This is a genomic window from Saonia sp., assembly GCF_056326165.1.
The window spans coordinates 119,975-141,207 of sequence record NZ_JBWFBN010000004.1 but is presented as its reverse complement, the minus strand read 5'-3'; the positions used below and the strand labels follow the sequence as shown (position 1 = coordinate 141,207).

Annotated in this window: 22 protein-coding genes; 12 read left to right on the top strand and 10 right to left on the bottom strand. The window is 34.4% G+C overall.

Features of this window, described 5'->3' with window-relative positions; all coding sequences use genetic code 11:
* Positions 1 to 47 precede the first annotated feature (47 nt).
* On the bottom strand, positions 48 to 842 hold the full coding sequence (locus AC000W_RS05750) for a DUF2797 domain-containing protein (RefSeq protein ID WP_474746771.1): 795 nt from the start codon (positions 840 to 842) through the stop codon (positions 48 to 50).
* Positions 843 to 951: 109 nt separating this feature from the next.
* Here AC000W_RS05750 and AC000W_RS05745 point away from each other — a divergent pair, with 109 nt between their 5' ends.
* From AC000W_RS05745 to AC000W_RS05730, 4 genes are all read left to right on the top strand, one after another.
* Complete coding sequence (locus tag AC000W_RS05745; protein ID WP_474746769.1) at positions 952 to 2,472, top strand: GH3 auxin-responsive promoter family protein; 1,521 nt, start codon at positions 952 to 954, stop codon at positions 2,470 to 2,472.
* 27 nt (positions 2,473 to 2,499) lie between these two features.
* Positions 2,500 to 3,618, top strand: a complete 1,119-nt coding sequence (locus tag AC000W_RS05740; protein ID WP_474746768.1) for a helix-turn-helix domain-containing protein — start codon at positions 2,500 to 2,502, stop codon at positions 3,616 to 3,618.
* A 105-nt stretch (positions 3,619 to 3,723) separates the two neighbouring features.
* Entirely contained in the window at positions 3,724 to 4,065 is a 342-nt protein-coding gene (locus AC000W_RS05735) for a hypothetical protein (RefSeq protein WP_474746766.1), read from the top strand.
* A gap of 293 nt (positions 4,066 to 4,358) precedes the next feature.
* On the top strand, positions 4,359 to 4,904 hold the full coding sequence (locus tag AC000W_RS05730) for a hypothetical protein (protein WP_474746765.1): 546 nt from the start codon (positions 4,359 to 4,361) through the stop codon (positions 4,902 to 4,904).
* 38 nt (positions 4,905 to 4,942) lie between these two features.
* Here AC000W_RS05730 and clpX read toward each other — a convergent pair whose 3' ends face one another.
* The 7 genes from clpX to AC000W_RS05695 all read right to left on the bottom strand — a co-directional run bounded on the left by clpX (position 4,943) and on the right by AC000W_RS05695 (position 11,984).
* Positions 4,943 to 6,178: an ATP-dependent Clp protease ATP-binding subunit ClpX gene (gene clpX, locus AC000W_RS05725; protein WP_474746764.1), complete on the bottom strand. Its 1,236-nt coding sequence runs from the start codon at positions 6,176 to 6,178 to the stop codon at positions 4,943 to 4,945.
* A gap of 76 nt (positions 6,179 to 6,254) precedes the next feature.
* Positions 6,255 to 6,935 carry an ATP-dependent Clp endopeptidase proteolytic subunit ClpP gene (gene clpP, locus AC000W_RS05720; protein WP_474746762.1) on the bottom strand — a complete coding sequence of 227 codons (681 nt, stop codon included), beginning with the start codon at positions 6,933 to 6,935 and terminating at the stop codon, positions 6,255 to 6,257.
* 86 nt (positions 6,936 to 7,021) lie between these two features.
* On the bottom strand, positions 7,022 to 8,344 hold the full coding sequence (gene tig / locus AC000W_RS05715) for a trigger factor (protein ID WP_474746761.1): 1,323 nt from the start codon (positions 8,342 to 8,344) through the stop codon (positions 7,022 to 7,024).
* Positions 8,345 to 8,440: 96 nt separating this feature from the next.
* Positions 8,441 to 8,791, bottom strand: a complete 351-nt coding sequence (locus AC000W_RS05710; RefSeq protein WP_474746759.1) for a phage holin family protein — start codon at positions 8,789 to 8,791, stop codon at positions 8,441 to 8,443.
* A gap of 76 nt (positions 8,792 to 8,867) precedes the next feature.
* Positions 8,868 to 10,370 carry an SGNH/GDSL hydrolase family protein gene (locus tag AC000W_RS05705; protein ID WP_474746758.1) on the bottom strand — a complete coding sequence of 501 codons (1,503 nt, stop codon included), beginning with the start codon at positions 10,368 to 10,370 and terminating at the stop codon, positions 8,868 to 8,870.
* A 130-nt stretch (positions 10,371 to 10,500) separates the two neighbouring features.
* Positions 10,501 to 11,271: an alpha/beta fold hydrolase gene (locus AC000W_RS05700; protein WP_474746757.1), complete on the bottom strand. Its 771-nt coding sequence runs from the start codon at positions 11,269 to 11,271 to the stop codon at positions 10,501 to 10,503.
* Positions 11,271 to 11,984, bottom strand: coding sequence for a pyridoxine 5'-phosphate synthase (locus tag AC000W_RS05695; RefSeq protein WP_474746755.1), 714 nt, complete (start codon positions 11,982 to 11,984; stop codon positions 11,271 to 11,273). Before AC000W_RS05695 ends, AC000W_RS05700 begins: the two co-directional genes overlap by 1 nt.
* Positions 11,985 to 12,074: 90 nt before the next feature.
* On the opposite strand from AC000W_RS05695, the gene AC000W_RS05690 reads away from it, so the two are divergent.
* The 8 genes from AC000W_RS05690 (at position 12,075) to murI (ending at position 20,135) form a co-directional block, all read left to right on the top strand.
* Complete coding sequence (locus AC000W_RS05690) at positions 12,075 to 12,731, top strand: CBS domain-containing protein (protein WP_474746754.1); 657 nt, start codon at positions 12,075 to 12,077, stop codon at positions 12,729 to 12,731.
* A gap of 5 nt (positions 12,732 to 12,736) precedes the next feature.
* On the top strand, positions 12,737 to 13,618 hold the full coding sequence (locus tag AC000W_RS05685; protein ID WP_474746753.1) for an NAD kinase: 882 nt from the start codon (positions 12,737 to 12,739) through the stop codon (positions 13,616 to 13,618).
* Between the two features lie 114 nt (positions 13,619 to 13,732).
* The gene (gene porG, locus AC000W_RS05680; RefSeq protein WP_474746751.1) at positions 13,733 to 14,419 is read left to right on the top strand and encodes a type IX secretion system protein PorG; all 687 of its coding nucleotides are present in this window, start codon (positions 13,733 to 13,735) and stop codon (positions 14,417 to 14,419) included.
* An 8-nt stretch (positions 14,420 to 14,427) separates the two neighbouring features.
* Positions 14,428 to 15,168, top strand: a complete 741-nt coding sequence (locus AC000W_RS05675) for an isoprenyl transferase (protein WP_474746750.1) — start codon at positions 14,428 to 14,430, stop codon at positions 15,166 to 15,168.
* Between the two features lie 4 nt (positions 15,169 to 15,172).
* Entirely contained in the window at positions 15,173 to 17,773 is a 2,601-nt protein-coding gene (locus AC000W_RS05670; RefSeq protein ID WP_474746748.1) for a BamA/OMP85 family outer membrane protein, read from the top strand.
* Between the two features lie 91 nt (positions 17,774 to 17,864).
* The gene (locus AC000W_RS05665) at positions 17,865 to 18,686 is read left to right on the top strand and encodes an OmpH/Skp family outer membrane protein (protein WP_474746746.1); all 822 of its coding nucleotides are present in this window, start codon (positions 17,865 to 17,867) and stop codon (positions 18,684 to 18,686) included.
* Positions 18,687 to 18,746: 60 nt separating this feature from the next.
* Entirely contained in the window at positions 18,747 to 19,256 is a 510-nt protein-coding gene (locus AC000W_RS05660; protein WP_474746745.1) for an OmpH/Skp family outer membrane protein, read from the top strand.
* 90 nt (positions 19,257 to 19,346) lie between these two features.
* A complete protein-coding gene (murI, locus tag AC000W_RS05655; protein ID WP_474746743.1) occupies positions 19,347 to 20,135 on the top strand; it encodes a glutamate racemase in 789 nt (262 codons plus the stop codon).
* A gap of 3 nt (positions 20,136 to 20,138) precedes the next feature.
* On the opposite strand, the gene AC000W_RS05650 is transcribed toward murI, so the two are convergent.
* Together AC000W_RS05650 and AC000W_RS05645 are read right to left on the bottom strand one after the other, a co-directional pair.
* The gene (locus tag AC000W_RS05650) at positions 20,139 to 20,633 is read right to left on the bottom strand and encodes a dihydrofolate reductase (protein ID WP_474746742.1); all 495 of its coding nucleotides are present in this window, start codon (positions 20,631 to 20,633) and stop codon (positions 20,139 to 20,141) included.
* A complete protein-coding gene (locus AC000W_RS05645; RefSeq protein ID WP_474746741.1) occupies positions 20,630 to 21,019 on the bottom strand; it encodes a 2TM domain-containing protein in 390 nt (129 codons plus the stop codon). Before AC000W_RS05645 ends, AC000W_RS05650 begins: the two co-directional genes overlap by 4 nt.
* Between the last annotated feature and the right edge of the window lie 214 nt (positions 21,020 to 21,233).

The following is a 21,233-nucleotide window of genomic DNA, read 5'->3' as shown; positions in this document are numbered from 1 at the left end:
ACTCTTGGTTGGTTATGTTTATTCCACCCATTTTGGGGTGCTATGTTTTATTTTATTTCCAACCCAACATATAATCCCTCATTCCCTCTAATATTAAAAACGGTATCATCTTCAAAAATAAGGTACTGCCCTTTTATACCCTTTAAAACGCCCTCATAACTTATGGCCTTTTCTAGGTTAAGGCTTTTTATCTTTATGGGATAACGTTGCACCGGGAACTCTATATGGGTTTCTTGGTTATTCTCCAAAAAATATGCTGTGGCTTCCTTGGGCACAAAGGGTTTTAATTTTTCTTTCCAATCTTCCAGGCTTACATCTTCAACGTTATTGGTCAACATCTTTCGCCAATTTGTCTTATCACTAACATGGTCTTTTAAGGCGACCTCTGTAATACCTGCCAAATACCTGTTGGGAACTTCCACAATTTCAATGGCCTCGTGAGCGCCTTGGTCTATCCAACGGGTAGGAACCTGGGTTTTACGGGTAACACCCACTTTTATGTTGCTAGAGTTGGCCAAATACACAATATGGGGCTGTAACTGTACTTTTTTCTCATACTCCAAATCCCTATCTTCTTTCCCCAAATGGGCAGTGCTCAATTCAGGTCTCATGATCCAATCACCCGCGGCAGGGGTCTCAAAAAAACAGCTTTTGCAAAACCCTTGTCGGTATATAGGTTTGTTAAGTCCACAGTTTAAACATTGGTGCTTTAGGAAAGTAAGTTCCACTTTTTTGCCAAGAACTTGGTTCATGTTCAAGAAATCGTTTTCAAAAACCAAGTAATATTGAATGGGCGACCCCATTTCGGTTTGCATTTTTTGTAATACGCCTTCGTACTGCATTTATGACTAATTAAAAAGATGATTTGATAATTGGAACTTTAAAAGCTATTTTTAACATTAAGAACTAACTTGTGCTCCCTGAGATTTATCAGGTTAAAGATACCTAAAAATGCCAATACCTTTATTTAATTCTATAGCATCTTGGTTGTTGAAAAAGCGCTATCACCAAATAGAACTTTTTTTAAAATACCCAGAGGAAGTACAGATTGAGGTGCTTAACAAATTGGTGAGTTTTGCCAAGGATACAGAAATTGGTAAAATGTATGAATTTTCATCCATCGCTAATTATGAAACTTTTGCTAGTAGAGTACCAATAGTTTCCTATATAGAGATAGACCCAATAATTGAGCGTACCAGAAGGGGAGAGCAGAATGTTTTTTGGCCTACCTCTATAAAATGGTTTGCCAAGAGTAGTGGTACTACAAATGCCAAAAGCAAGTTTATACCTGTAAGCACGGAGGCTTTGGAAGATTGCCATTACAAGTCCAGTAAAGATTTGCTTTGCCTGTACCTTAACAATAATGAGAACTCAGAATTGTTCAATGGCAAAAGTCTGCGACTGGGAGGTAGCAAGGAACTGTACGAAGATAATGGCACTTTTTTTGGGGATTTATCTGCTATTTTGATTGATAATATGCCTTTTTGGGCAGAAATGAGCAGTACCCCAAGTAATAAGGTTTCTTTAATGAGCGAATGGGAAACTAAAATGGAGGCAATTATAGAGGAAAGTATCCAAGAGAATGTAACGAGTTTGGCGGGAGTTCCATCATGGATGTTGGTACTCATGAATAATGTCATAGAAAAAACAGGAAAAAATCACCTATTTGAAATATGGGAAAATCTGGAGGTTTATTTTCATGGCGGTGTTAGTTTTAGCCCATACAAAGACCAGTACAAGAATTTATTACCGAGGAAGAATTTTAATTACTACGAAATTTATAATGCTTCTGAAGGCTTTTTTGCCATACAGGACAGGAACAATGCGGATGACCTTTTATTGATGTTGGATTATGGTATTTTTTATGAATTTATACCCATGGATGTCTATAAAACAGATGAGCAAATTGCCATTCCATTGTGGATGGTTGAAGTGGGTAAGAATTATGCAATTGTAATTACCACCAATGCAGGCCTCTGGCGTTACAAGGTGGGCGATACGGTTAAGTTTACTTCTACAAACCCATATAGAGTAAAGGTAACAGGTAGAACAAAACACTTTATAAATGCCTTTGGCGAAGAACTAATTATTGAGAATGCAGAAGAAGCCCTAAAAAGTATTTGTGCAAAAACAGGTGCAGAAATTAAAGATTATACAGCGGCACCTATTTTTATGGACGGAAAAGAAAAGGGTAGCCACGAATGGATTATAGAATTTAGAAAACCCCCAGAAGAAATAGAGTATTTTACAGAGTTCTTGGACAATGCCTTAAAATCATTGAATTCTGACTATGAAGCCAAACGTTATAATAATATGACGTTAAAGATGCCCAAGATACATATTGCTCGGGAAAATCTTTTTTATGATTGGTTAAAAGCCAAAGATAAATTGGGCGGACAACATAAAATACCCAGATTGTTCAATAAAAGAGATTATATTGAAGAGCTATTGATAATGAACCAATTAGACTAGATATTTAGGCGCCTTAAAATTTAAGGAATGAACATAACAGCAATTTTTAATTTTCTTTTGATTGCAAGTGCAGTTCAGGGTTTTTTGTTCAATATTGGTACGTTTCTTTCTCGTAAGAAAATTGAAAAAACTGTCCTTTTTTTAAACTTGTTTGTTCTCTTTATATCCTTGAACAACCTTCAATCTTGGTTAGTGGACAAAGGGTTTTTGAACGGTAATTTCTTTCTGGAAAATTTTACAATTCCTTGGTATATACTCATAGTGCCTATGTTCTATGCCTTTTTAATATCCTATCTATCAATAGGGGAAAAGCGTTTATCTTTTATTAAATTTTCTTTGCTCTTTTTTGTTTTGGCATTGGTGCTTAGAATAAGCTTTATTCTTATGGCAAAAAATGAAGTTATAAGTATAGAGACCATAAGAAACTATAATCTTTTAGAGGACGCTTTAGCTCTTTCTTATTCTATTTTTTTATTTATAAAATCTATTAGGCTGCTTTTCAATTATCAGCAATTGTATCCAGAAGTTTTAAAATTTGATAATCTTAAATGGATTAAACTTTTTCTAAAATTGGGAGGTGTTGTCTTTTTATTCTGGGGGTTTGCGGTATTGGTTAATTCTTTTTCAGAAGTTTCCAATCCACCGTATAGTTATTATCCTTTACGTTTAAGTTCCTCGGCATTAATTTATTGGGTGGGTTACCAAGCATTCTTTCATTATGTCTTAATGAAAGATAGAATAGCACTTAGAAAGGATTTAGGAGCTCATTTAAATCAGAAACCTATTATAGTTGATAATTCTAAGCGTTTGGAAAGGGAACAAGAATCTTTTGAAAATGTAAATCAATATGTTTTGTCTAACAAAAGGCATTTGGATCCATATTTAAGCTTAGAAAAACTGGCTGAAGAATTACAAATGGGAGTATCTAGTCTTTCAAAATTAATAAATGGATATTCGGGACACAATTTCTCTGATTATATAAATGAGTTACGGGTTAACGATTCAAAAAAAATTCTCAAGACTCCAGAATTTTCAAACTATACTATTCTTTCAATCGGATTGGAATGTGGCTTTAATTCCAAATCTACCTTTTATGCAGCTTTTAAAAAATTCACTGGGCAAACTCCCACGGAGTACAGAAAATAATTTGTGTTCTTCAGTTGTCCTAATTTATCCATATTAAAGAATCTTGGACATTTCATAAAGAGAGGTAATTAATTTTACTCCTAATAATCAATAAATATATGGGATATGAAATTCAAATTATTAATGTTGGGCATATGTGTACTTTTCACTAGTTGTTTTAGTTATAAAAATATGAATGGATATGATGAAATGGTAATGGGGAAAAAATATAAGGTGCTAATGAAGGATTCTACCAAATATAAAATAAGGGCAATACGTAATGATAGTATTTTGGTTGGCAAGACTAGCTCAGGAGGAATGGTCATGCTTCCAACAGAAAGGATTTTATGGGCAAAAAAGCGAAAGCTCTCAACTGTTAAAACTGCTGCAATTCCTGTTTCAATAGGGGGAGGTATATTGATTGCCGCTCTAATTGTAGGTGATACATCTATTGATGTTGATTGGTAAATGAAAATTAGAATTATTTTAATTGAAATGTTTTACCAAACACACAATTATTCATCCCTAATTCATTTAAAACCATGCTAATTACAAGATTTTGCATTAGAATGAATAATAATGTATCTAGCTTTGGAATAACTGAAAGATTGTTTGCCTTAAACCATTTATCGTTATAAGGGCGTATTTGGTCTTAACACCGAAGAATCTTTTCGGATAAACAAATAAATATGATTTTCACTCGTTTAATAATCACCTTTAGAATATAAATTAACTATAATTATTTTTAAACTACTACTATTATGGCTGAACGATTAATCGTTTTATCGGACATGTGGGGCGTAAAAAAAGGCCTCTGGATTACTTCTTACCTTGGCTACTTACAACAATATTATGATATTACATTTTATGATTGTCAACAATTGGCCAATATTGATCTAACAGTAAATTCTAAAGAAAACATTCATCAAGAATTTGTGAATGGCGGAATAGATACGGCTGTTTCCCATTTATTAAGCAAAGAAACTGAGGCAGCTCATTATTTGGCTTTTAGTACTGGTGGCACCATTGCGTGGAAAGCTGGACTTAAAGGCTTACCAATGAAATCATTGAATGCAGTATCTCCAACAAGAATACGCTTTGAAACTGAGAAACCAGATTGCGAAATTAAATTGCTTTACGGTGCAAATGATGCATTTAAGCCTTCACATGACTGGTGCAAGAAGACGAATTCTTGGATAGAATTTGTTCCAAATTTTGGACACGAGTTGTATAGCGATGAAAAAATAATTCAAAAGGTAAGTAAAGACCTCTTGGAAAAAGTAATGACCAAACAATTTCAAGAGTAAGAAATTAATTTATTAGTATAAAAGTTAAAAAGCCGTTTCTAAGAAACGGCTTTTAATTTTTTAATGGTTTCGTAGGAAAGCTTTTCCTCGGCATAAGGTTTGGTAACCTTAAATTCAGTTTCCTCACTACTTGGTAGCTCAAACATGGCATCGGTGAAAATAGCTTCGCATAAAGAACGCAATCCTCTTGCTCCTAATTTGTACTCAATAGCTTTTTGTACAATGTAATCCAAGGCTTGTTCTGTAATTTTAAAGGAGATTCCATCCATAGTAAACAATTTCTCATATTGTTTGATGATGGCATTCTTTGGTTCTGTGAGAATGGCCCTTAATGTCTTTGCATCCAATGGATTCATATGTGTTAGTACGGGTAACCTTCCAATAATCTCTGGAATTAACCCAAATTCTTTTAAATCCTTTGGAATAATATATTGGAGGATATTGGTGTTGTCTACATTGTCCTCTACCTTAGAGGCGCTATAGCCAACAGCTTGCATATTAAGACGTTTGGTGATAATACGCTCAATTCCATCAAAGGCACCACCTGCAATGAACAATATATTTTCTGTATTAACTTCAATAAACTTTTGGTCGGGATGTTTTCTACCTCCTTTAGGCGGTACATTAACAACTGTGCCCTCTAAAAGTTTTAATAAACCTTGTTGTACCCCTTCTCCAGATACATCTCTGGTAATGGAAGGGTTATCACTTTTGCGTGCTATTTTATCAATTTCATCAATAAAAACAATACCTCGTTCAGCTTTTTCCAAGTTGTAATCAGCTGCCTGTAGCAACCTAGTAAGTATACTTTCTACATCTTCACCTACATAACCGGCTTCGGTTAGAACAGTAGCATCCACAATTGCCAAAGGAACATTAAGCATGCGAGCAATGGTTTTCGCCATTAAGGTCTTGCCTGTACCCGTTTGTCCCACCATTACAATGTTACTTTTTTGAATTTCTATATCATCTTCTTTGGAGGACGGTTGCAACAATCTTTTGTAGTGATTGTATACAGCTACGGACATAACTTTTTTAGTGCGTTCTTGCCCAATAATAAAAGTATCTAAAAAGGCCTTAATTTCCTTGGGCTTCTTTAGTGTTAATTCTGATGATAAATCATCATTTTTGGATTGCTTGGATTCCTCCGCAACAATACCATGAGCCTGTTCTATGCATCGGTCACAAATGTGTGCATCCAAACCAGCAATCAAAAGATTGGTTTCTGGTTTTTTTCTTCCACAAAAAGAACATTCTAAATTTTCTTTTGCCATAAAAAAGAATAATTTCTAACTACAATAACGGAAAATATTTGTTTTTGGTTTGCTTTACGAAGGTATTTGGTCGAAATTATCCTTTGTCCCTTACCAAAATCTCATCTATCATCCCATATTTTTTGGCTTCATCGGCCTTCATCCAATAATCCCTGTCACTATCATCGTGCACTTTGTCAATTGATTGCCCAGAATGATTGGCTATGATTTCGTATAACTCTTCTTTGAGCTTTAATATCTCTCTAGCAGTAATTTCTATATCACTGGCCTGACCTTGAGCTCCACCCATAGGTTGGTGAATCATAACCCTTGAATGTGTTAACCCACTACGTTTTCCCTTTTGACCAGCACAAAGAAGTACTGCCCCCATGGATGCTGCCATTCCTGTACAAATAGTAGCTACGTCTGGTTTAATGAACTGCATGGTGTCGTAAATTCCCAATCCCGCATATACACTGCCCCCAGGAGAGTTAATATATATCTGTATGTCTTTTGTTGCATCTGCACTTTCCAAAAAAAGTAATTGCGCCTGAACAATGTTTGCTACCTGATCATTGATTCCTGTTCCAAGAAAAATAATACGATCCATCATTAATCTAGAAAAGACATCCATTGCAATTGCATTTAATTGTCTTTCTTCAATAATATTTGGGGTCATATTTACAGGATACATACTACTCATTATTTTGTCGTAGTACATGCTGCTTATGCCTTGGTCTTTTATTGCGTAATTTTTGAATTCTTTACCGTAATCCATGTGTTTAAAATCGATTTTTTAACAAAAAAAAGGTGCCGAAAATAACATCTTCGGCACCGTAAAGATACTTATTTTATTTATGAAAACTACCCGTATACTTCTTTCACAAAGTTTTCATATGTGATTTCCTTGGATTTTAAGTTTACCTTTTCTTTGTATAGGTTAAGTAGTTTTTGACTCATTAATTGTTCGGACAATCTTTTTACCTCATCTTGATTGCTCATAACCCTTGCAGCAATATTGTCTAACTCTTCCTCGGCAGGATTTAATTGGCCATATTGAGCCATTTGAGATTTAATGAACCCCTTGGCAAATTCTTTTAATTCATCAAACTGAATTTCAATATTATTATCCTTGATAATTTTCCCTTCTATCAATTGATAACGCAATCCTTTTTCAGATTTTTCATATTCCTCATTAGCTTCTTCTTCAGTTAATGGGTTTTCACCTGTCATTTGAATCCATTTTTTAAGGAATCCAGATGGCAAATCAAACTTCACAGTAGAAATAAAATGCTCTGTTATATCATTTAATAGCTTTTGGTCAGATTGTTGTTCAAATTGTTTTTCAGAATCTTCCTTTATTTTGGCCTTCATCTCAGCTTCAGACTTAACATTGTCCTTGCCAAATAATTTATCAAACAAGTCCTGATTTAGCTCAGCAGGCTCTCTCTCATTAATTTCTTCAATGGTGAAATCTATATCAATATTTAATTTTTCTGCCTTATCCCTATCAATTCCAAGAGCGCTAGAAAGTAAATAATCCTCCTTAAAAAGCCCTTTTGTTTTTAAAGAAACAACATTGCCTACCTTTTTGCCTAAAAGGCTTTCCATTGCTTTTTTAGCCTTTACCTTATCTAGTTCAATTGTGGTTTTATTGTCTATTTCTTCAGCTTCATTTTTAAAAACACCAATTACTTCGTCTTTTTTTCCAACTTCAGATTTGTTTGCAAGTTTTCCATATTGCTTTTGAATACGTTCAACTTGCTCATCAATCATTTTTTTGTCTGCAACTATATTGTAGTGTATAAGTGATTTTTTTGTTTTTAAAGGAACTTCAAAATTAGGAGCTAATCCAAGTTCAAACTCAAAAGCAAACTCTTCGGTATCCCAATCAAAATTGTCTTGTTGTTTTGGTAAAGGGTTACCAAGAACATCCAATTTTTCTTCTGTAAGGTATTTGTTAAGATTATCTTGCAATAATTTATTTACCTCATCTACCAATACTGCTTTACCATATTGTTTTTTAATAAGACCCATAGGTACTTGACCCTTTCTAAACCCTGGAATATTGGCTTGTTTTCTATAATCTTTAAGAATGGTTTCTACCTTATCTTGGTAATCGTCTTTAGTAACGGCGACTTTTACAACAGCATTTAAATCGTCTATCTGCTCTTTGGTAATATTCATCTATCTCTTGTTTTGCTTTTAATAAAATGGGCTGCAAAAGTAGTACATTTTATGAAGTTCAACAAGTTTTTAAACTACTGTATACCAAATAGTAACTTACTTTTTTTTGTCTTCTTTTAAGAATGAAAACAGTATAGATTGAAGAAAAGACAGTAGCAGACTAAAAAGTAACGCCCACCAGATGTTTGCCACTTGAAACCCATCTATAAAATAATCTGCCAAAAGAATAATAATGGCGTTTATGATTAAAATGAAGAGCCCAAAGGTTATAATGGTTACTGGTAGTGTTAAAAATACCAAGATAGGTTTCACTAAAAAGTTAAGTAATCCCAAAGCAATGGCAACTATAATAGCTGTGGTATAAGAGTCTACCCCAACCCCAGACAATACTTTTGATAAAATTACTACGGCCAATGCACTTAATAAAATCCTTAAGATCATTTTCATGGGAATACTATTTATGGTTAAAATAAAAAGGCATCGAATATTATATTCGATGCCTTAAAATTAAGAATATATTTTATTAATTAACGTATAACCCTGTATAATCAAGTGGATTAACTCCTGGTAAATCCGAGCCATATTTAGTGTTAATAGCATCAATAAAAAAGAGTGTTAGTATTGCATAACCTCTAGGGGAAGGATGCACGCCATCTAAAGAAAACCCACCGCCTGTTCCGTAGATGGCAGTAACTGAGCTACCATCGGGCATTTGGAAACCATTTTCTGCAAGCTCGTTCATAACCCCCTCTGCATCAACAAAAGCCAAACCATATTGTTGCGCCAAAGCCTCAATGGTTTGGTTATATGCTATTTGTGCAGTTTTTACTGCTACCTGTTCTTGTGGTGTAAGAACCCATTTGTCTGCCAATGGAACAGCGACTCCATTTATAGATGTTGGGTCTGCTGGGTTAGCTAAAGTTCCAATAATTGTCTGTGAGGTAAAAACCAACAAATCCTCTGCTGTGGCTTGTCTCATATTAATCAAAGCAGGGTTAAAACCAGTTAAATCTGTTAAATCTTCATCTATTATAACCACTGCATTTCCTTCGCCAGGGGAAAATGAAATAGTGCGTTGAGCCAATTCATCAGCAGTAATCAACCCCAGTCCTTGTAATTGTGCCAACCCGCCATTATAAGCTGCATATGCACCGTTCAATAACCCTGTAGTTGCTTCATCCAATGGAACTGGATTGTGTGGAACTGTAGTAAAATATGGAATTGTAGTAACATCAGGAATATTGGCAACAACACCTCCTGCACCATTTGCTGTAAGGGCTTGTAAAAGCCCATTGTATACACTTGCAAAAACATTAGGGTCAGTTATGTCATTTCCACCATAAGTGCTTGGGTCTAAATTTCCAGCCTGGTCAACACCATCACCACCTGAAACTGCAAAACCTAAAATATCATTATTGCCAATCCAAAGCGAAAAGAATGTTGGATTTTGTGCTATAGCATCACCAATTACAGTGGCATCTGCGGCAGAAGCAAATCTTGCAAAATATGGATTTGCTAATCCTGCAGCTACACCAGCTATATTACCATATCCTGGTGCTGCCAAATGATAGCTTTTTGCTCCAGGAACTCCCATGTTGTTAAATGGCCCGGATAGTGTATTGGATATTTCTGTAGTTCCTGTTCCGCTAACTGGTGTAGGTGTTGGCGAGCCTGAAGTAAAGTCCAAAAAAAGTCTATTCCCTAGAATTGGTTGCCCTCCTAAAGTAGCACCTCCTAAATTATCCGCCATGAATGGAATAGTGAACGCTCCACCACCAACAAGTTCAAAGTTAGATGCTAACATATTTGGATATGAAGCTGTTTGCCCATCTATAAACAGGGCACTGTCAGAGAAACCTGCTGTCAATGAATTCCCTAAGGAAACATAGTTGGTAAAATCTGCAGAACCATTTGTGTAAACCACAGGTACAGGATCTATAATTGGTTCAGTGATTATTTCATCATCATCACTACATGAAATGAACAAAAGACCAGAAAAAATAAAGAATGAAATTAGTTTTTTCATTTATATAAGTTTGAGTTAACTTACAGTATAATGTACTGTTATATCAAGGTTTTCAAAATTAACCAAATTTATTACATCCACAATAAAAGTGAGTAAAAATTATGCATGCATAATAAAAAAAGATGTTTTTTTAGTGATTTATAAAATCCAAGGTTGTTTCCAAAAACTGTGATGGGTTCTCAGCATGCAGCCAGTGTCCAGTATTTGCAATGGTTTCAATAGATGCCAAAGGGAAGTGCTTTTTAATATTAGGGATATCTTCTGCTAAAATATAATCAGACTTGCCTCCTTTTATAAAAAGAGTTGGTTTGTTATAAAAAGTATTATCTGATAGTGCTTCGCCAATTTCACTCATTTTTGTGCTTAGGATGGCAAGGTTCATTCTAAAGCCGAGTTTTCCTTTTTCTACCCAATAGAGGTTTTTTAATAAAAATTGGCGAGTGCCATAATCTGTAATTTTCTCCCTTAATATAGAATCAGCTTCACCTCTGGAAGCTATATTGTTCAAAGGAAGTTCATTTAGTGCATTGATAATATGTTGGTGATGCGGCGGATATTGCTTTGGGCCAATATCGGCAACTATTAATTTTTTAACTAGTTCTGAATGCATACAGGCCAATTGCATAGCAGTTTTGCCACCCATAGAATGTCCTAAAACTATAACTTCAGATAATCTATGCTCATCTATGTAATTTTTTATGTCTTCAGCAAGAATAGAATAATTAAAATCCTTTGAATGAAAACTCTTTCCATGGTTTCTTTGGTCTATTAAATGTACTTCCAACCCATTTTCCGCATATTGCGAACCTAGAGTTTTCCAATTATCGGACATCCCTAAAAAACCATGCAGAATTAGCATTGGTTTTCCTTCTCCTAATATTTTTGAATGTAATGGCTGCATTATTTTAACTTGTGTAAGTACATGTTTATAACATTGTCTAGCCCTAAATAAAGAGATTCACATATTAATGCATGACCAATTGATACTTCCAACAAATTGGGAATATTGTTCTTAAAATATTCAATATTGTCCAAACTTAGGTCATGCCCTGCATTGATTCCCAATCCTAATTCATTAGCGAAAATGGCAGCATTTGTATAAGGTTTAATGGCCATTTCTTTATTTTGAGAATAACCTTCAGCATAACTTTCTGTGTATAATTCAATTCGGTCAGCACCTGTTTTTGCGGCGCCTTCAATCATTTTTTGCACAGGGTCTATAAATATGGAAGTGCGTATGCCGTTCTGTTTAAAATCTGAAATCACCTCTTTTAGAAAATCTATATGTTCTATGGTATCCCAACCTGCATTGGATGTAATTGCATCTACAGCATCAGGCACTAGCGTAACTTGTGCGGGTTTTGTTTCCATTACCAAATCAATAAACTTGGGAACAGGATTGCCTTCTATATTGAATTCTGTAGTGATTATTTGCTTTAAATTCCTCGTGTCTTGGTATTTAATATGTCTCTCATCTGGTCTGGGGTGTACCGTTATTCCTTGAGCACCAAAACGCTCTATATCGGATGCCACTTTTAAAAGGTTCGGAACATTACCACCCCTAGAATTTCGCAATGTTGCTATTTTGTTAATGTTAACGCTAAGTTTTGTCATATAAAAATCTACTAAAAGAGAAGGCAAAAATACAAATAAGGCATGCCTTTTGATATTTTAAATTAGTATTTTGCGTTATAATTTAAGTTTATGCAGATTCAATCATACATACTCAATACAATTAGGGTCTTTAAGGCGGATGATTCTTTAAAGGATGTCATTCAGTTTTTTAAGGATACTACTTATAGTCACGTTGCTATTGTAGAAGGGGATAGGTTCTTAGGTGTGTTAAGTGAAGATGATTTGGATAACTTAAAGGAGGGTAAAAAGATTGGTGACTATAGATATAGTTTGGAATCTTTTTTTGTGAGAAAAGAAACCTTGTGGCTAGATGTTTTGGAAACTTTTGCAAGAAATAATACAAACCTTGTTCCTGTTTTAAGTGAAAACGAAAAGGTGATAGGCTACTATGACCTTAGCGATATTATAAGTGAGTTTATTGATACGCCTTTTTTTAAGGAGCCAGGTGGCATTCTTGTTGTTGCCAAAGGATTAAAGGATTATTCATTTAGCGAGATTGCACAAATTGTTGAAACCAATAATGCCAGATTAATAGGTGGTTTTATTACGGATATACATAATGATGTTGTGCAGATTACCCTAAAAATAAGCAGTACGGACCTTAATGAAGTAACCCAAACTTTTAGACGTTACAATTACAGCATACTTTTTGGGAACAGTGACGATCAATTTTTAGAAGATTTAAAACAGCGATCGGATTATCTTGATAAATATTTAAACGTTTAACAAGTATGAAAGTTGCCATCTATGGTCAAACTTACCATGAAACAGCATTGGAGTATGTTGTAGAGTTATTGGATGAGTTAAAAAAAGAGAATGCTGAGGTCTATTTTGAGCATCAATTCTTAGAATATTTATTGGTTATTAAAAATATTGGTTCTTTTAAAACTTTTACAAGTTTATCTGGATTAGATGCTTCTTTTGATATGTTTGTGAGTTTTGGCGGTGATGGTACGGTACTTAGGGCTATTACATATGTCAGGGATTTAGGAATTCCTATTGTAGGTGTAAATACAGGAAGATTAGGGTTTTTATCAACCTATAAAAAAGAAGATGTAAGAAAGGTAGTGACCGAATTTATATCAGGGTCATATAATATTGTAGAAAGGAGTTTGGTGGAGGTAAATACCAATCCAGAAACCGATGCTTTTGAGAAAATGAATTTTGCATTGAATGAAGTTACTGTAAGTAGAAAGGATACTACATCCATGATTACTGTGGAAACTCATTTAAATGACGAATATTTAACTTCCTATTGGGCAGATGGTCTTATTGTGGCAACGCCAACAGGGTCAACAGGATATTCACTTAGTTGTGGTGGCCCAGTAATAGAGCCAACTGTAAAGTCTTTTATTTTAACACCTATAGCACCTCACAATCTTAGCGCAAGACCTTTGGTTATTTCTGACAGTACCATTATTAGATTAAAAGTTTCTGGTAGAGAGGAAAATCATTTGGTTTCTTTAGACTCTAGGATTGCTACATTAGAAAATGGAACAGAAATAATCATCAAAAAAGCCAACTTTACAGTAAAGATGATTGAGTATACTTCGGAGAGTTTTCTTAAGACACTCCGCAACAAATTGTTGTGGGGCGAGGATAAGCGTAATTAGAACTCTTAGAGCAATAAATGAACTTAATTGCTGTTTATCAAGAGAGAATATGAATGTTTCAAATTCAGTAGGGTAAATAACTGGAATTGTTATATTTGCAAACTTTTAGACAGAATGAGATTTTTATTTGTTTCAATTCTTTTATTTGTATTTGGAGAAATGGGAGCCCAAACCTATGAAATAGGTTTGTTTGCAGGTGGAGCCAATAATATTGGTGATGTAGGTAAGACCAATTTTATTTTACCTTCTGGAGTGGCTTTTGGTGGTGTTGCAAAGTGGAACATTAGCAAGCGTTATGCATGGCGTGGAACAGTAATATATGGCAATTTTACTGCTGATGACTCAAAATCTAGCATGTCATCTAGACAGCAAAGAGGTTATGTAATTGATAATTCTATTTTGGAAGCATCCGCAGGACTGGAGTTTAATTTTGTGGATTATAATTTGCATCAACTAGGACTGGCATTTACGCCGTATTTATATACAGGAATAACCTATTTTAGATACGGATATCATTATTTTGATGCTGCCCAATTGCAAGATGTTGGTCAAAAAGATGGCTCGTTTGCCATCCCCATGACGGTGGGTTTTAAGAAAAGAATAAATCAATTTTTGATTTTTGGAGGAGAAATAGGTGCTAGGTATACCTTTACAGATAATCTGGATGGCAGCAATCCCGAAGGGTCAAACTTTGAACAATTTAGATTTGGAAATATTTTTAGTGATGATTGGTATGTTTTTTCTGGTTTAACACTAACTTATACCTTTGGAAGAAAACCTTGCCAAGATTGTTTTGAGTAGCACATAATATGAATACTATCGAAGACTTAAATGAAAATAAATTGCCTTTACATCTTGCTATTATTATGGATGGCAATGGAAGATGGGCAAAAAATAAAGGAAAATTAAGAGTCTTTGGACATGAAAATGGTGTAAAACGTGTAAAAGAGACAGTTGAGAACTGCGCTAGAATTGGAATTAAGTATCTTACCTTGTATACTTTTTCAACAGAAAATTGGAATAGGCCTAAGTTTGAAGTGGATACACTTATGAATATTTTGGTCTCTTCCTTAAAGAAAGAAGTTAAAACTCTTAACAAAAACAACATACGTTTAAATGCCATTGGTAATTTGGATTCCCTTCCAAGTAAGGCCAAAATAGAATTAGGTGAGGTAATGCGTAAAACTGCTGAGAACTCAGCAATGACGCTAACTTTGGCACTAAGCTATGGTTCTAGAGAAGAGCTTAAAATGGCTGTTAGAGAGATAAGCATCAAAGTTAAAAATAATATAATTTCTCCTGAAAACATTGACGAAACCATTATTAATAACCATCTTTACACGCACAATTTACCAGATGTGGATTTGCTTGTCCGTACCAGTGGGGAACATAGGATAAGCAATTTTTTACTTTGGCAGATTGCATATGCAGAATTACATTTTATTGACGTATTTTGGCCCGATTTTAGTGAGCACCATTTGGTGGGGGCAATTTTAGATTACCAGAACAGAGAAAGACGATTTGGAAAAACTAGCGAACAACTCAATTAGCGACATGAAAAAGTCCATGTCGATTGGACTTTTACTTACATTAACCTTCCTTTTATTTACTACAGGTACCAAGGCACAGGAAACTTCTTATGAAGATGGCAAAAGCTATATTCTTGGTGGTCTAGAGGTGACTGGAATAAAAAGTTATAATGAGCAAACGGTAAAAACGTATACAGGCTTAAGAGTAGGGCAGCCTATAACTATACCAGGAGAACAAATTAGTGCTGTAATCAATAAACTATGGGGATTGGAACTCTTCACAGATATATCCTTTTACATTACTAATATTGAGGACGAAAAAATATTCTTAGAGCTGAACATTATAGAACGTCCCACTCTATCTAATGTTACTGTATATGGCGTTAAAGAAAAAAAGGTAAATGAAATAGTTAAGGATACCGATCTTAAAAAGGGAAAGAAAATTACCGAAAGTCTTATTGCCAATACCAAGAACTACCTTCAGAATAAATATAAAAAACAAGGATATCTAAACACTAAAGTCACTATTGCGACGGCAGTGGATACATCTGAGACCAATGCCCAAAACATGGTTATTAATGTTCACAAAGGGGATAAGGTAAAAGTCAGTGATATAATTTTTGAAGGAAATGAGCAACTAACTGCTAAGAAATTACAGAAAGCACTTAAAAAGACCAAGAAGAAAAAATTATACAGGTTTTGGAAAAAATCTAAGTACATTGAAGATGATTTCAATGAAGATTTAACCTCTCTTGTTGATAAATACGCTGAAAATGGATATAGGGATGCCAGAGTTTTATCCGATACGGTTATTAATGTTGATGAGAATAATATCAATGTAAAAATTAAAGTAGAGGAGGGTAACAAATACTACTTTGGCGATATAGATTTTGTGGGTAATACTGTTTATACAGATAGGCAATTGACTCAAGTTCTAGGAATAAAAAAAGGAAATACGTATAACGGAGTGCAATTAAAGAAACGAATTGCAGATGATACGAAGCCAGATGCTGAGGATATTACCAATTTATATCAAAACAATGGGTACTTATTCTCTTCTATAAATCCAGTTGAGGTTTCTGCCGAAAATGACACCATTAATTTTGAAATTAGAATTATTGAAGGAAAGGAAACTTTCTTGGATCATGTTACTGTAAATGGAAATGATAAAACCAATGACCATGTTATCTTTAGGGAATTAAGGACTCGTCCTGGTCAAAAGTATAATAAGTCAGATATTATTAGAAGTATCAGAGAGTTAGGGCAACTTGGCTTTTTTGATGCTGAAAACATTAAACCAGATATTCAAAATCCCAACCCTAATACAGGTACTGTAGATATAGATTATAGTCTTGTTGAAGCAGGTTCTAGTCAAATTGAGTTGCAAGGTGGTTATGGTGGTGGTGGTTTTATTGGTACACTAGGGCTTTCTTTTAGTAACTTTTCTATGCAAAATCTTTTTAATGGAGAAGCATATAAACCAGTGCCAATGGGAGATGGACAAACGTTTGCCCTGCGATTACAGGCAAGTAGGTCTTTTAGGGTATATAGTTTAAACTTTTCTGAGCCTTGGTTGGGAGGAAAAAAACCTGTGAGGTTTAACCTTTCATTTTCCAGAACACAACAGTTTCAATATGATTTCTTGAATAGGGAAGTAAACAAGGATAGGCAATTTTCTATCACAGGGGTTTCAGCAGGTTTGGCAAAAAGGGTACAGTGGCCAGATGATTTCTTTACGGTTTCTCACTCTTTAGGGTATCAATTATATGATTTTAGGAATTATAATATTGGTCTTTTTAACTTTGGTAATGGTAGTGCAAATGCCTTAACATATACGGTGGGACTTTCTAGAAACTCTTCTGGACCAAGTAGAATATTTCCTATGACCGGTTCCAATTTTGAATTCACAGCTAAGTTTACACCGCCATTTTCGCTCTTTGGAAGTAAGGATTATAAATCTATTAAGGATGAAAGTGAAGAGCTTTTAGGTGAACTTAGAATTGTTGGTCCAGATGACCCTTCCGCTCCAGCAATTAACCGTCGTTTGGAGACATTGGAAGAAGAACGATTCAAATGGTTGGAATTTTATAAAATTAAATTTAAGGGAGATTGGTATACTCGCTTGGTGGATAAATTGGTACTAAGGACTAATACAGAGTTTGGATTTTTAGGACATTATAACCAAGATATTGGAGATGTTCCTTTTGAACGTTTCTTTGTAGGTGGAGACGGCTTGGGCAACTTTACCTTAGATGGTAGAGATGTGGTACAGCTAAGAGGATATGAAAATCAATCTTTAACTCCTGTGGACCCAATAACAGGTAGGCAAGAAGGTGGTGTAATCTATAATAAATTCTCTTTGGAATTAAGATATCCACTTACTTTAAAGCCATCTGCTTCTATTTATGCACTTACTTTTTTAGAAGCTGGGAACTCTTTCAACAATTTTAGTGAATTTAATCCGTTTCAAGTAAAAAGATCCGCTGGTGTGGGGCTACGTATATTTATGCCCGCCTTTGGATTATTGGGAATAGATTTTGGATACGGGTTTGATCAGGACTATTCGGGGCAATCATCAGGCCCTAGTGGGTGGCAAACACACTTTATTATTGGTCAACAATTTTAATAAGTCTCTTTCCGAACAAGGTTAATGTGCTCATTTTAATATAATTAGTATTTTTGGCACGATATTTTCTATGTATAAAACGGAAACAAAAATGAAGCAAAAAGTTCTTTTAGTAATAACCATCGTATTGTTTTCAACATATAGCTTTGCGCAGCGAGGTGTTAGGATTGGTTATGTGGATATGGAATATATACTTGAGAATGTAGAGGAGTATAGAGATGCAACAGAGCAGTTGGCAAATAAGGTTCAGAAATGGAAGGTGGAGATTGAGCAAAAGCAAAGTGTTGTTGAGCAAATGAAAAAGGATTTAATGGCGGAAAAAGTGCTGTTGACTGATGAATTGATTGCAGAACGTGAAGAAGAGATACAGGTATTAGAAAAGGAAATGATAGAGTACCAACAGGACAGATTTGGCCCTCAAGGAGATTTGGTTTTGCAAAAACAACTGTTAATACAGCCAATACAAGATCAAGTCTTTAATGAAGTACAAAAAATAGGGGCAAATAAAAAGTATGATTTTATTTTTGATAAATCAGCAGATGTCGTAATGTTGTATTCCGAAAAAAGGCATGATATAAGTGAGCTGATTTTAAGGGGTATAGCAAGAACTAGAAAGATTAGTGCTCCAAAAAAGAAAGATGTAAAAAGCAGGTTGGAGAAATTAGAAGCGGAGGAAGATGATGTTGTGAGTGATGCTTTGCTAGAAAGGCAGAATAAAGCAAAAGATGCTGAAGCAGCTAGAGCTAAAACAGCAGATGAAAAAAGAGCGGAGCAATTAAAATTAAGAGAAGAGCGTAAAAAGGCCTACGAGGAAAGAAGAAATAAGCTGTTAGAAGAAAGAGAGGCTAAAAGAAAAGCCAAATTAGAAGAAAGAAAGGAAGAAACAGAAACAGTAAAAGACTCAAATAATTAGAATAGTAAACTCAAATAATAAACAAAAATTAACACTCAAAATTAATACTTATTTAAAATCATGAAAAACGTAAAGAAAATTGCAGTAGCCTTAGTTTTATTTATTGCAGCTACCAGTTTTGTGAATGCACAGAGTAAAGTGGCGCATATAGATGTATCTCAGTTATTATCTGAAATGCCAGAAATGATTGCCGCCCAAGCAGAAATAAAAAAACTAGGAGAGACATATAGAGCAGATATAGAGGGTTCAATGACAGAGCTTAAAAACAAGTATACACAATACTCTAATGAAGCGGCTACCATGTCAGAAGAAGAAAATCAAAAAAGAGCTACTGAGCTTCAAGGGTATGACAAAAGCATAGCTGAAGCACAACAAGCTGCACAACAAGAATTGCAAAAGAAGCAAGCTGAGCTTTTTGCTCCAATTTCCAAGAAAGCACAAGAAGCTATTGAGAAAGTTGCAGCAGCACAAGGTTTTGATTATGTTATGGATGCAACTCAAGGTACTGGACTAATCGTTTTTAAAGGAAAAGACCTGTTGCCAGAAGTAAAGAAAGAATTAGGATTCTAAGAAATAGAATACAGTTTTTAAAATATATTGATAAAAAACCGTCTCTCTCAGGACGGTTTTTTACTTTTATAATGTTTGCTAAAAGTTAGAATGAAAAACAGTCCCATTGGTATTTTTGATTCAGGAGTAGGTGGTACATCTATTTGGAAGGAAGTCAAGACAATGCTTCCAAACGAGAGTACAATCTATTTGGCTGATAGTAAAAATGCACCATATGGAGCAAAGCCTGTTGGGGAAATCATGAAGCTGAGTATAAAAAATACCGAGCTCTTATTAAGAATGGGCAGTAAACTAATTATTGTTGCCTGTAATACAGCAACAACAAATGCCATTGATTATTTAAGGGAAACCTATCCTGTACCATTTATTGGTATTGAACCAGCAATTAAACCTGCTGCCTTAAAATCCAATTCCAAAAAAGTTGGAATTTTGGCAACTAAAGGAACACTTTCTAGTGAGTTATTTCATAAAACTGCAAAAGACCATGCTTCTGGAATTACTATTATTGAAAGAGAAGGTGCTGGGTTGGTATCTTTGATTGAGGCTGGAAAATTAAACTCAGAAGAAACTAAAAAATTATTGGAACAGTTTTTACAGCCTATGCTAGAAGAAGGTATAGACTACTTAGTTTTGGGCTGTACGCACTATCCTTATTTAATACCTATTCTAAAAAAAACACTACCTAAGCATGTGCAAATTATAGATTCTGGACAAGCTGTGGCTAGACAAACCAAAACTGTTTTAAAAAAAATGCATTTACTGAATACCTCTAATGAAAATGTAGAACATCAATTTTATAGCAATACGAGTACCAATGTATTGGAATCATTAATTGGCAATATTGTTAAGACAAAAAAAATTGACTATTTGGACTTTTAAGGCTTAGTGTTTTTCAAAAGTCTGATATGTAAAATCATATTTGTGCTTTTCATCTTTTGGATGATACTCTTCAGAAATTAGCTTCCATATTTGGCTATCAATTTCCGGAAAAAATGTATCCGCTTCAAAAGTATGGTGTACTCTTGTAAGTTCTATTTTATTAGAAACTTCCATTCCTAATTTATATATTTCACCTCCACCAATTATAAAGGGTGTATTATCACTTTCAGCTAATTTTAATGCGTCTTTAAGAGAATGGACAACGACACATTCTTTATACTGTGTAACATAGTTTTTGTCCCTGGTAATGATTATATGGGTTCTATTGGGTAGTGGCTTGGGAAAACTCTCAAATGTTTTACGCCCCATAATGATATAATGTCCAGTGGTAATTTTTTTAAAACGTTTAAAATCATCTGGAAGGTGCCATAACAAATCGTTGTCTTTTCCCAACGCATTGTTTTCCCCAGCTGCGGCTATCATGGTTACCACGTTCATGGGCTTTTTTTTTTATTGATGTTGGATAAGGGGAAATTGGTTTCTATTTCTTTTTGAAGTTCTGTTATTCTTTTTTTCTGCAATACCACCAATTTTTCACGTTGTTCCCGTTCCCATTCTTTTCCCATAAATTTTTGGGAAACAAATATATTAAAGATGTGAATGGCAAATAGAAACCCCCAAAAAGTGATGACCCAAATAAACCAATTATATTCTTCTCCGTATTTTAAAACTTTATTGATTAGAATCAAAAAAATACTGCCAATTAAGAAAACTACAAAATGTACATAGAGCCTCTTTTTTTGTTTGATTCTGGATTGGGCATGTTCCAGCATATTGTGCTGTTCCAAATCTATATTAGAATCGTTTTTCTCTTTAGAGAACATGGTCAATTAGTTTATGGGCAAATATAACGGAATTTAAGATTCTGAATTGACTTATGTGTTATGCTTAAATCTCAACAATTGAAGTCTCTCTTTTCCTACTTCTGAAAATTGAATTCCTTTTTTTGTGAAAATCAATTTAATGTAAATGGTATTTTATTAAAATCATAAATCTTGGTTAACTTATTGTGTATAAGAGGTTTTATGGTTTGATTTG

What these genes read in the sequence shown, in the direction of transcription:
- AC000W_RS05750 (WP_474746771.1), bottom strand. Translation starts at nt 842, where the DNA reads ATGCAGTACGAAGGCGTATTACAAAAAATGCAAACCGAAATGGGGTCG.
- AC000W_RS05745 (WP_474746769.1), top strand. Translation starts at nt 952, where the DNA reads ATGCCAATACCTTTATTTAATTCTATAGCATCTTGGTTGTTGAAAAAG.
- AC000W_RS05740 (WP_474746768.1), top strand. Translation starts at nt 2,500, where the DNA reads ATGAACATAACAGCAATTTTTAATTTTCTTTTGATTGCAAGTGCAGTT.
- AC000W_RS05735 (WP_474746766.1), top strand. Translation starts at nt 3,724, where the DNA reads ATGAAATTCAAATTATTAATGTTGGGCATATGTGTACTTTTCACTAGT.
- AC000W_RS05730 (WP_474746765.1), top strand. Translation starts at nt 4,359, where the DNA reads ATGGCTGAACGATTAATCGTTTTATCGGACATGTGGGGCGTAAAAAAA.
- clpX (WP_474746764.1), bottom strand. Translation starts at nt 6,178, where the DNA reads ATGGCAAAAGAAAATTTAGAATGTTCTTTTTGTGGAAGAAAAAAACCA.
- clpP (WP_474746762.1), bottom strand. Translation starts at nt 6,935, where the DNA reads ATGGATTACGGTAAAGAATTCAAAAATTACGCAATAAAAGACCAAGGC.
- tig (WP_474746761.1), bottom strand. Translation starts at nt 8,344, where the DNA reads ATGAATATTACCAAAGAGCAGATAGACGATTTAAATGCTGTTGTAAAA.
- AC000W_RS05710 (WP_474746759.1), bottom strand. Translation starts at nt 8,791, where the DNA reads ATGAAAATGATCTTAAGGATTTTATTAAGTGCATTGGCCGTAGTAATT.
- AC000W_RS05705 (WP_474746758.1), bottom strand. Translation starts at nt 10,370, where the DNA reads ATGAAAAAACTAATTTCATTCTTTATTTTTTCTGGTCTTTTGTTCATT.
- AC000W_RS05700 (WP_474746757.1), bottom strand. Translation starts at nt 11,271, where the DNA reads ATGCAGCCATTACATTCAAAAATATTAGGAGAAGGAAAACCAATGCTA.
- AC000W_RS05695 (WP_474746755.1), bottom strand. Translation starts at nt 11,984, where the DNA reads ATGACAAAACTTAGCGTTAACATTAACAAAATAGCAACATTGCGAAAT.
- AC000W_RS05690 (WP_474746754.1), top strand. Translation starts at nt 12,075, where the DNA reads ATGCAGATTCAATCATACATACTCAATACAATTAGGGTCTTTAAGGCG.
- AC000W_RS05685 (WP_474746753.1), top strand. Translation starts at nt 12,737, where the DNA reads ATGAAAGTTGCCATCTATGGTCAAACTTACCATGAAACAGCATTGGAG.
- porG (WP_474746751.1), top strand. Translation starts at nt 13,733, where the DNA reads ATGAGATTTTTATTTGTTTCAATTCTTTTATTTGTATTTGGAGAAATG.
- AC000W_RS05675 (WP_474746750.1), top strand. Translation starts at nt 14,428, where the DNA reads ATGAATACTATCGAAGACTTAAATGAAAATAAATTGCCTTTACATCTT.
- AC000W_RS05670 (WP_474746748.1), top strand. Translation starts at nt 15,173, where the DNA reads ATGAAAAAGTCCATGTCGATTGGACTTTTACTTACATTAACCTTCCTT.
- AC000W_RS05665 (WP_474746746.1), top strand. Translation starts at nt 17,865, where the DNA reads ATGAAGCAAAAAGTTCTTTTAGTAATAACCATCGTATTGTTTTCAACA.
- AC000W_RS05660 (WP_474746745.1), top strand. Translation starts at nt 18,747, where the DNA reads ATGAAAAACGTAAAGAAAATTGCAGTAGCCTTAGTTTTATTTATTGCA.
- murI (WP_474746743.1), top strand. Translation starts at nt 19,347, where the DNA reads ATGAAAAACAGTCCCATTGGTATTTTTGATTCAGGAGTAGGTGGTACA.
- AC000W_RS05650 (WP_474746742.1), bottom strand. Translation starts at nt 20,633, where the DNA reads ATGAACGTGGTAACCATGATAGCCGCAGCTGGGGAAAACAATGCGTTG.
- AC000W_RS05645 (WP_474746741.1), bottom strand. Translation starts at nt 21,019, where the DNA reads ATGTTCTCTAAAGAGAAAAACGATTCTAATATAGATTTGGAACAGCAC.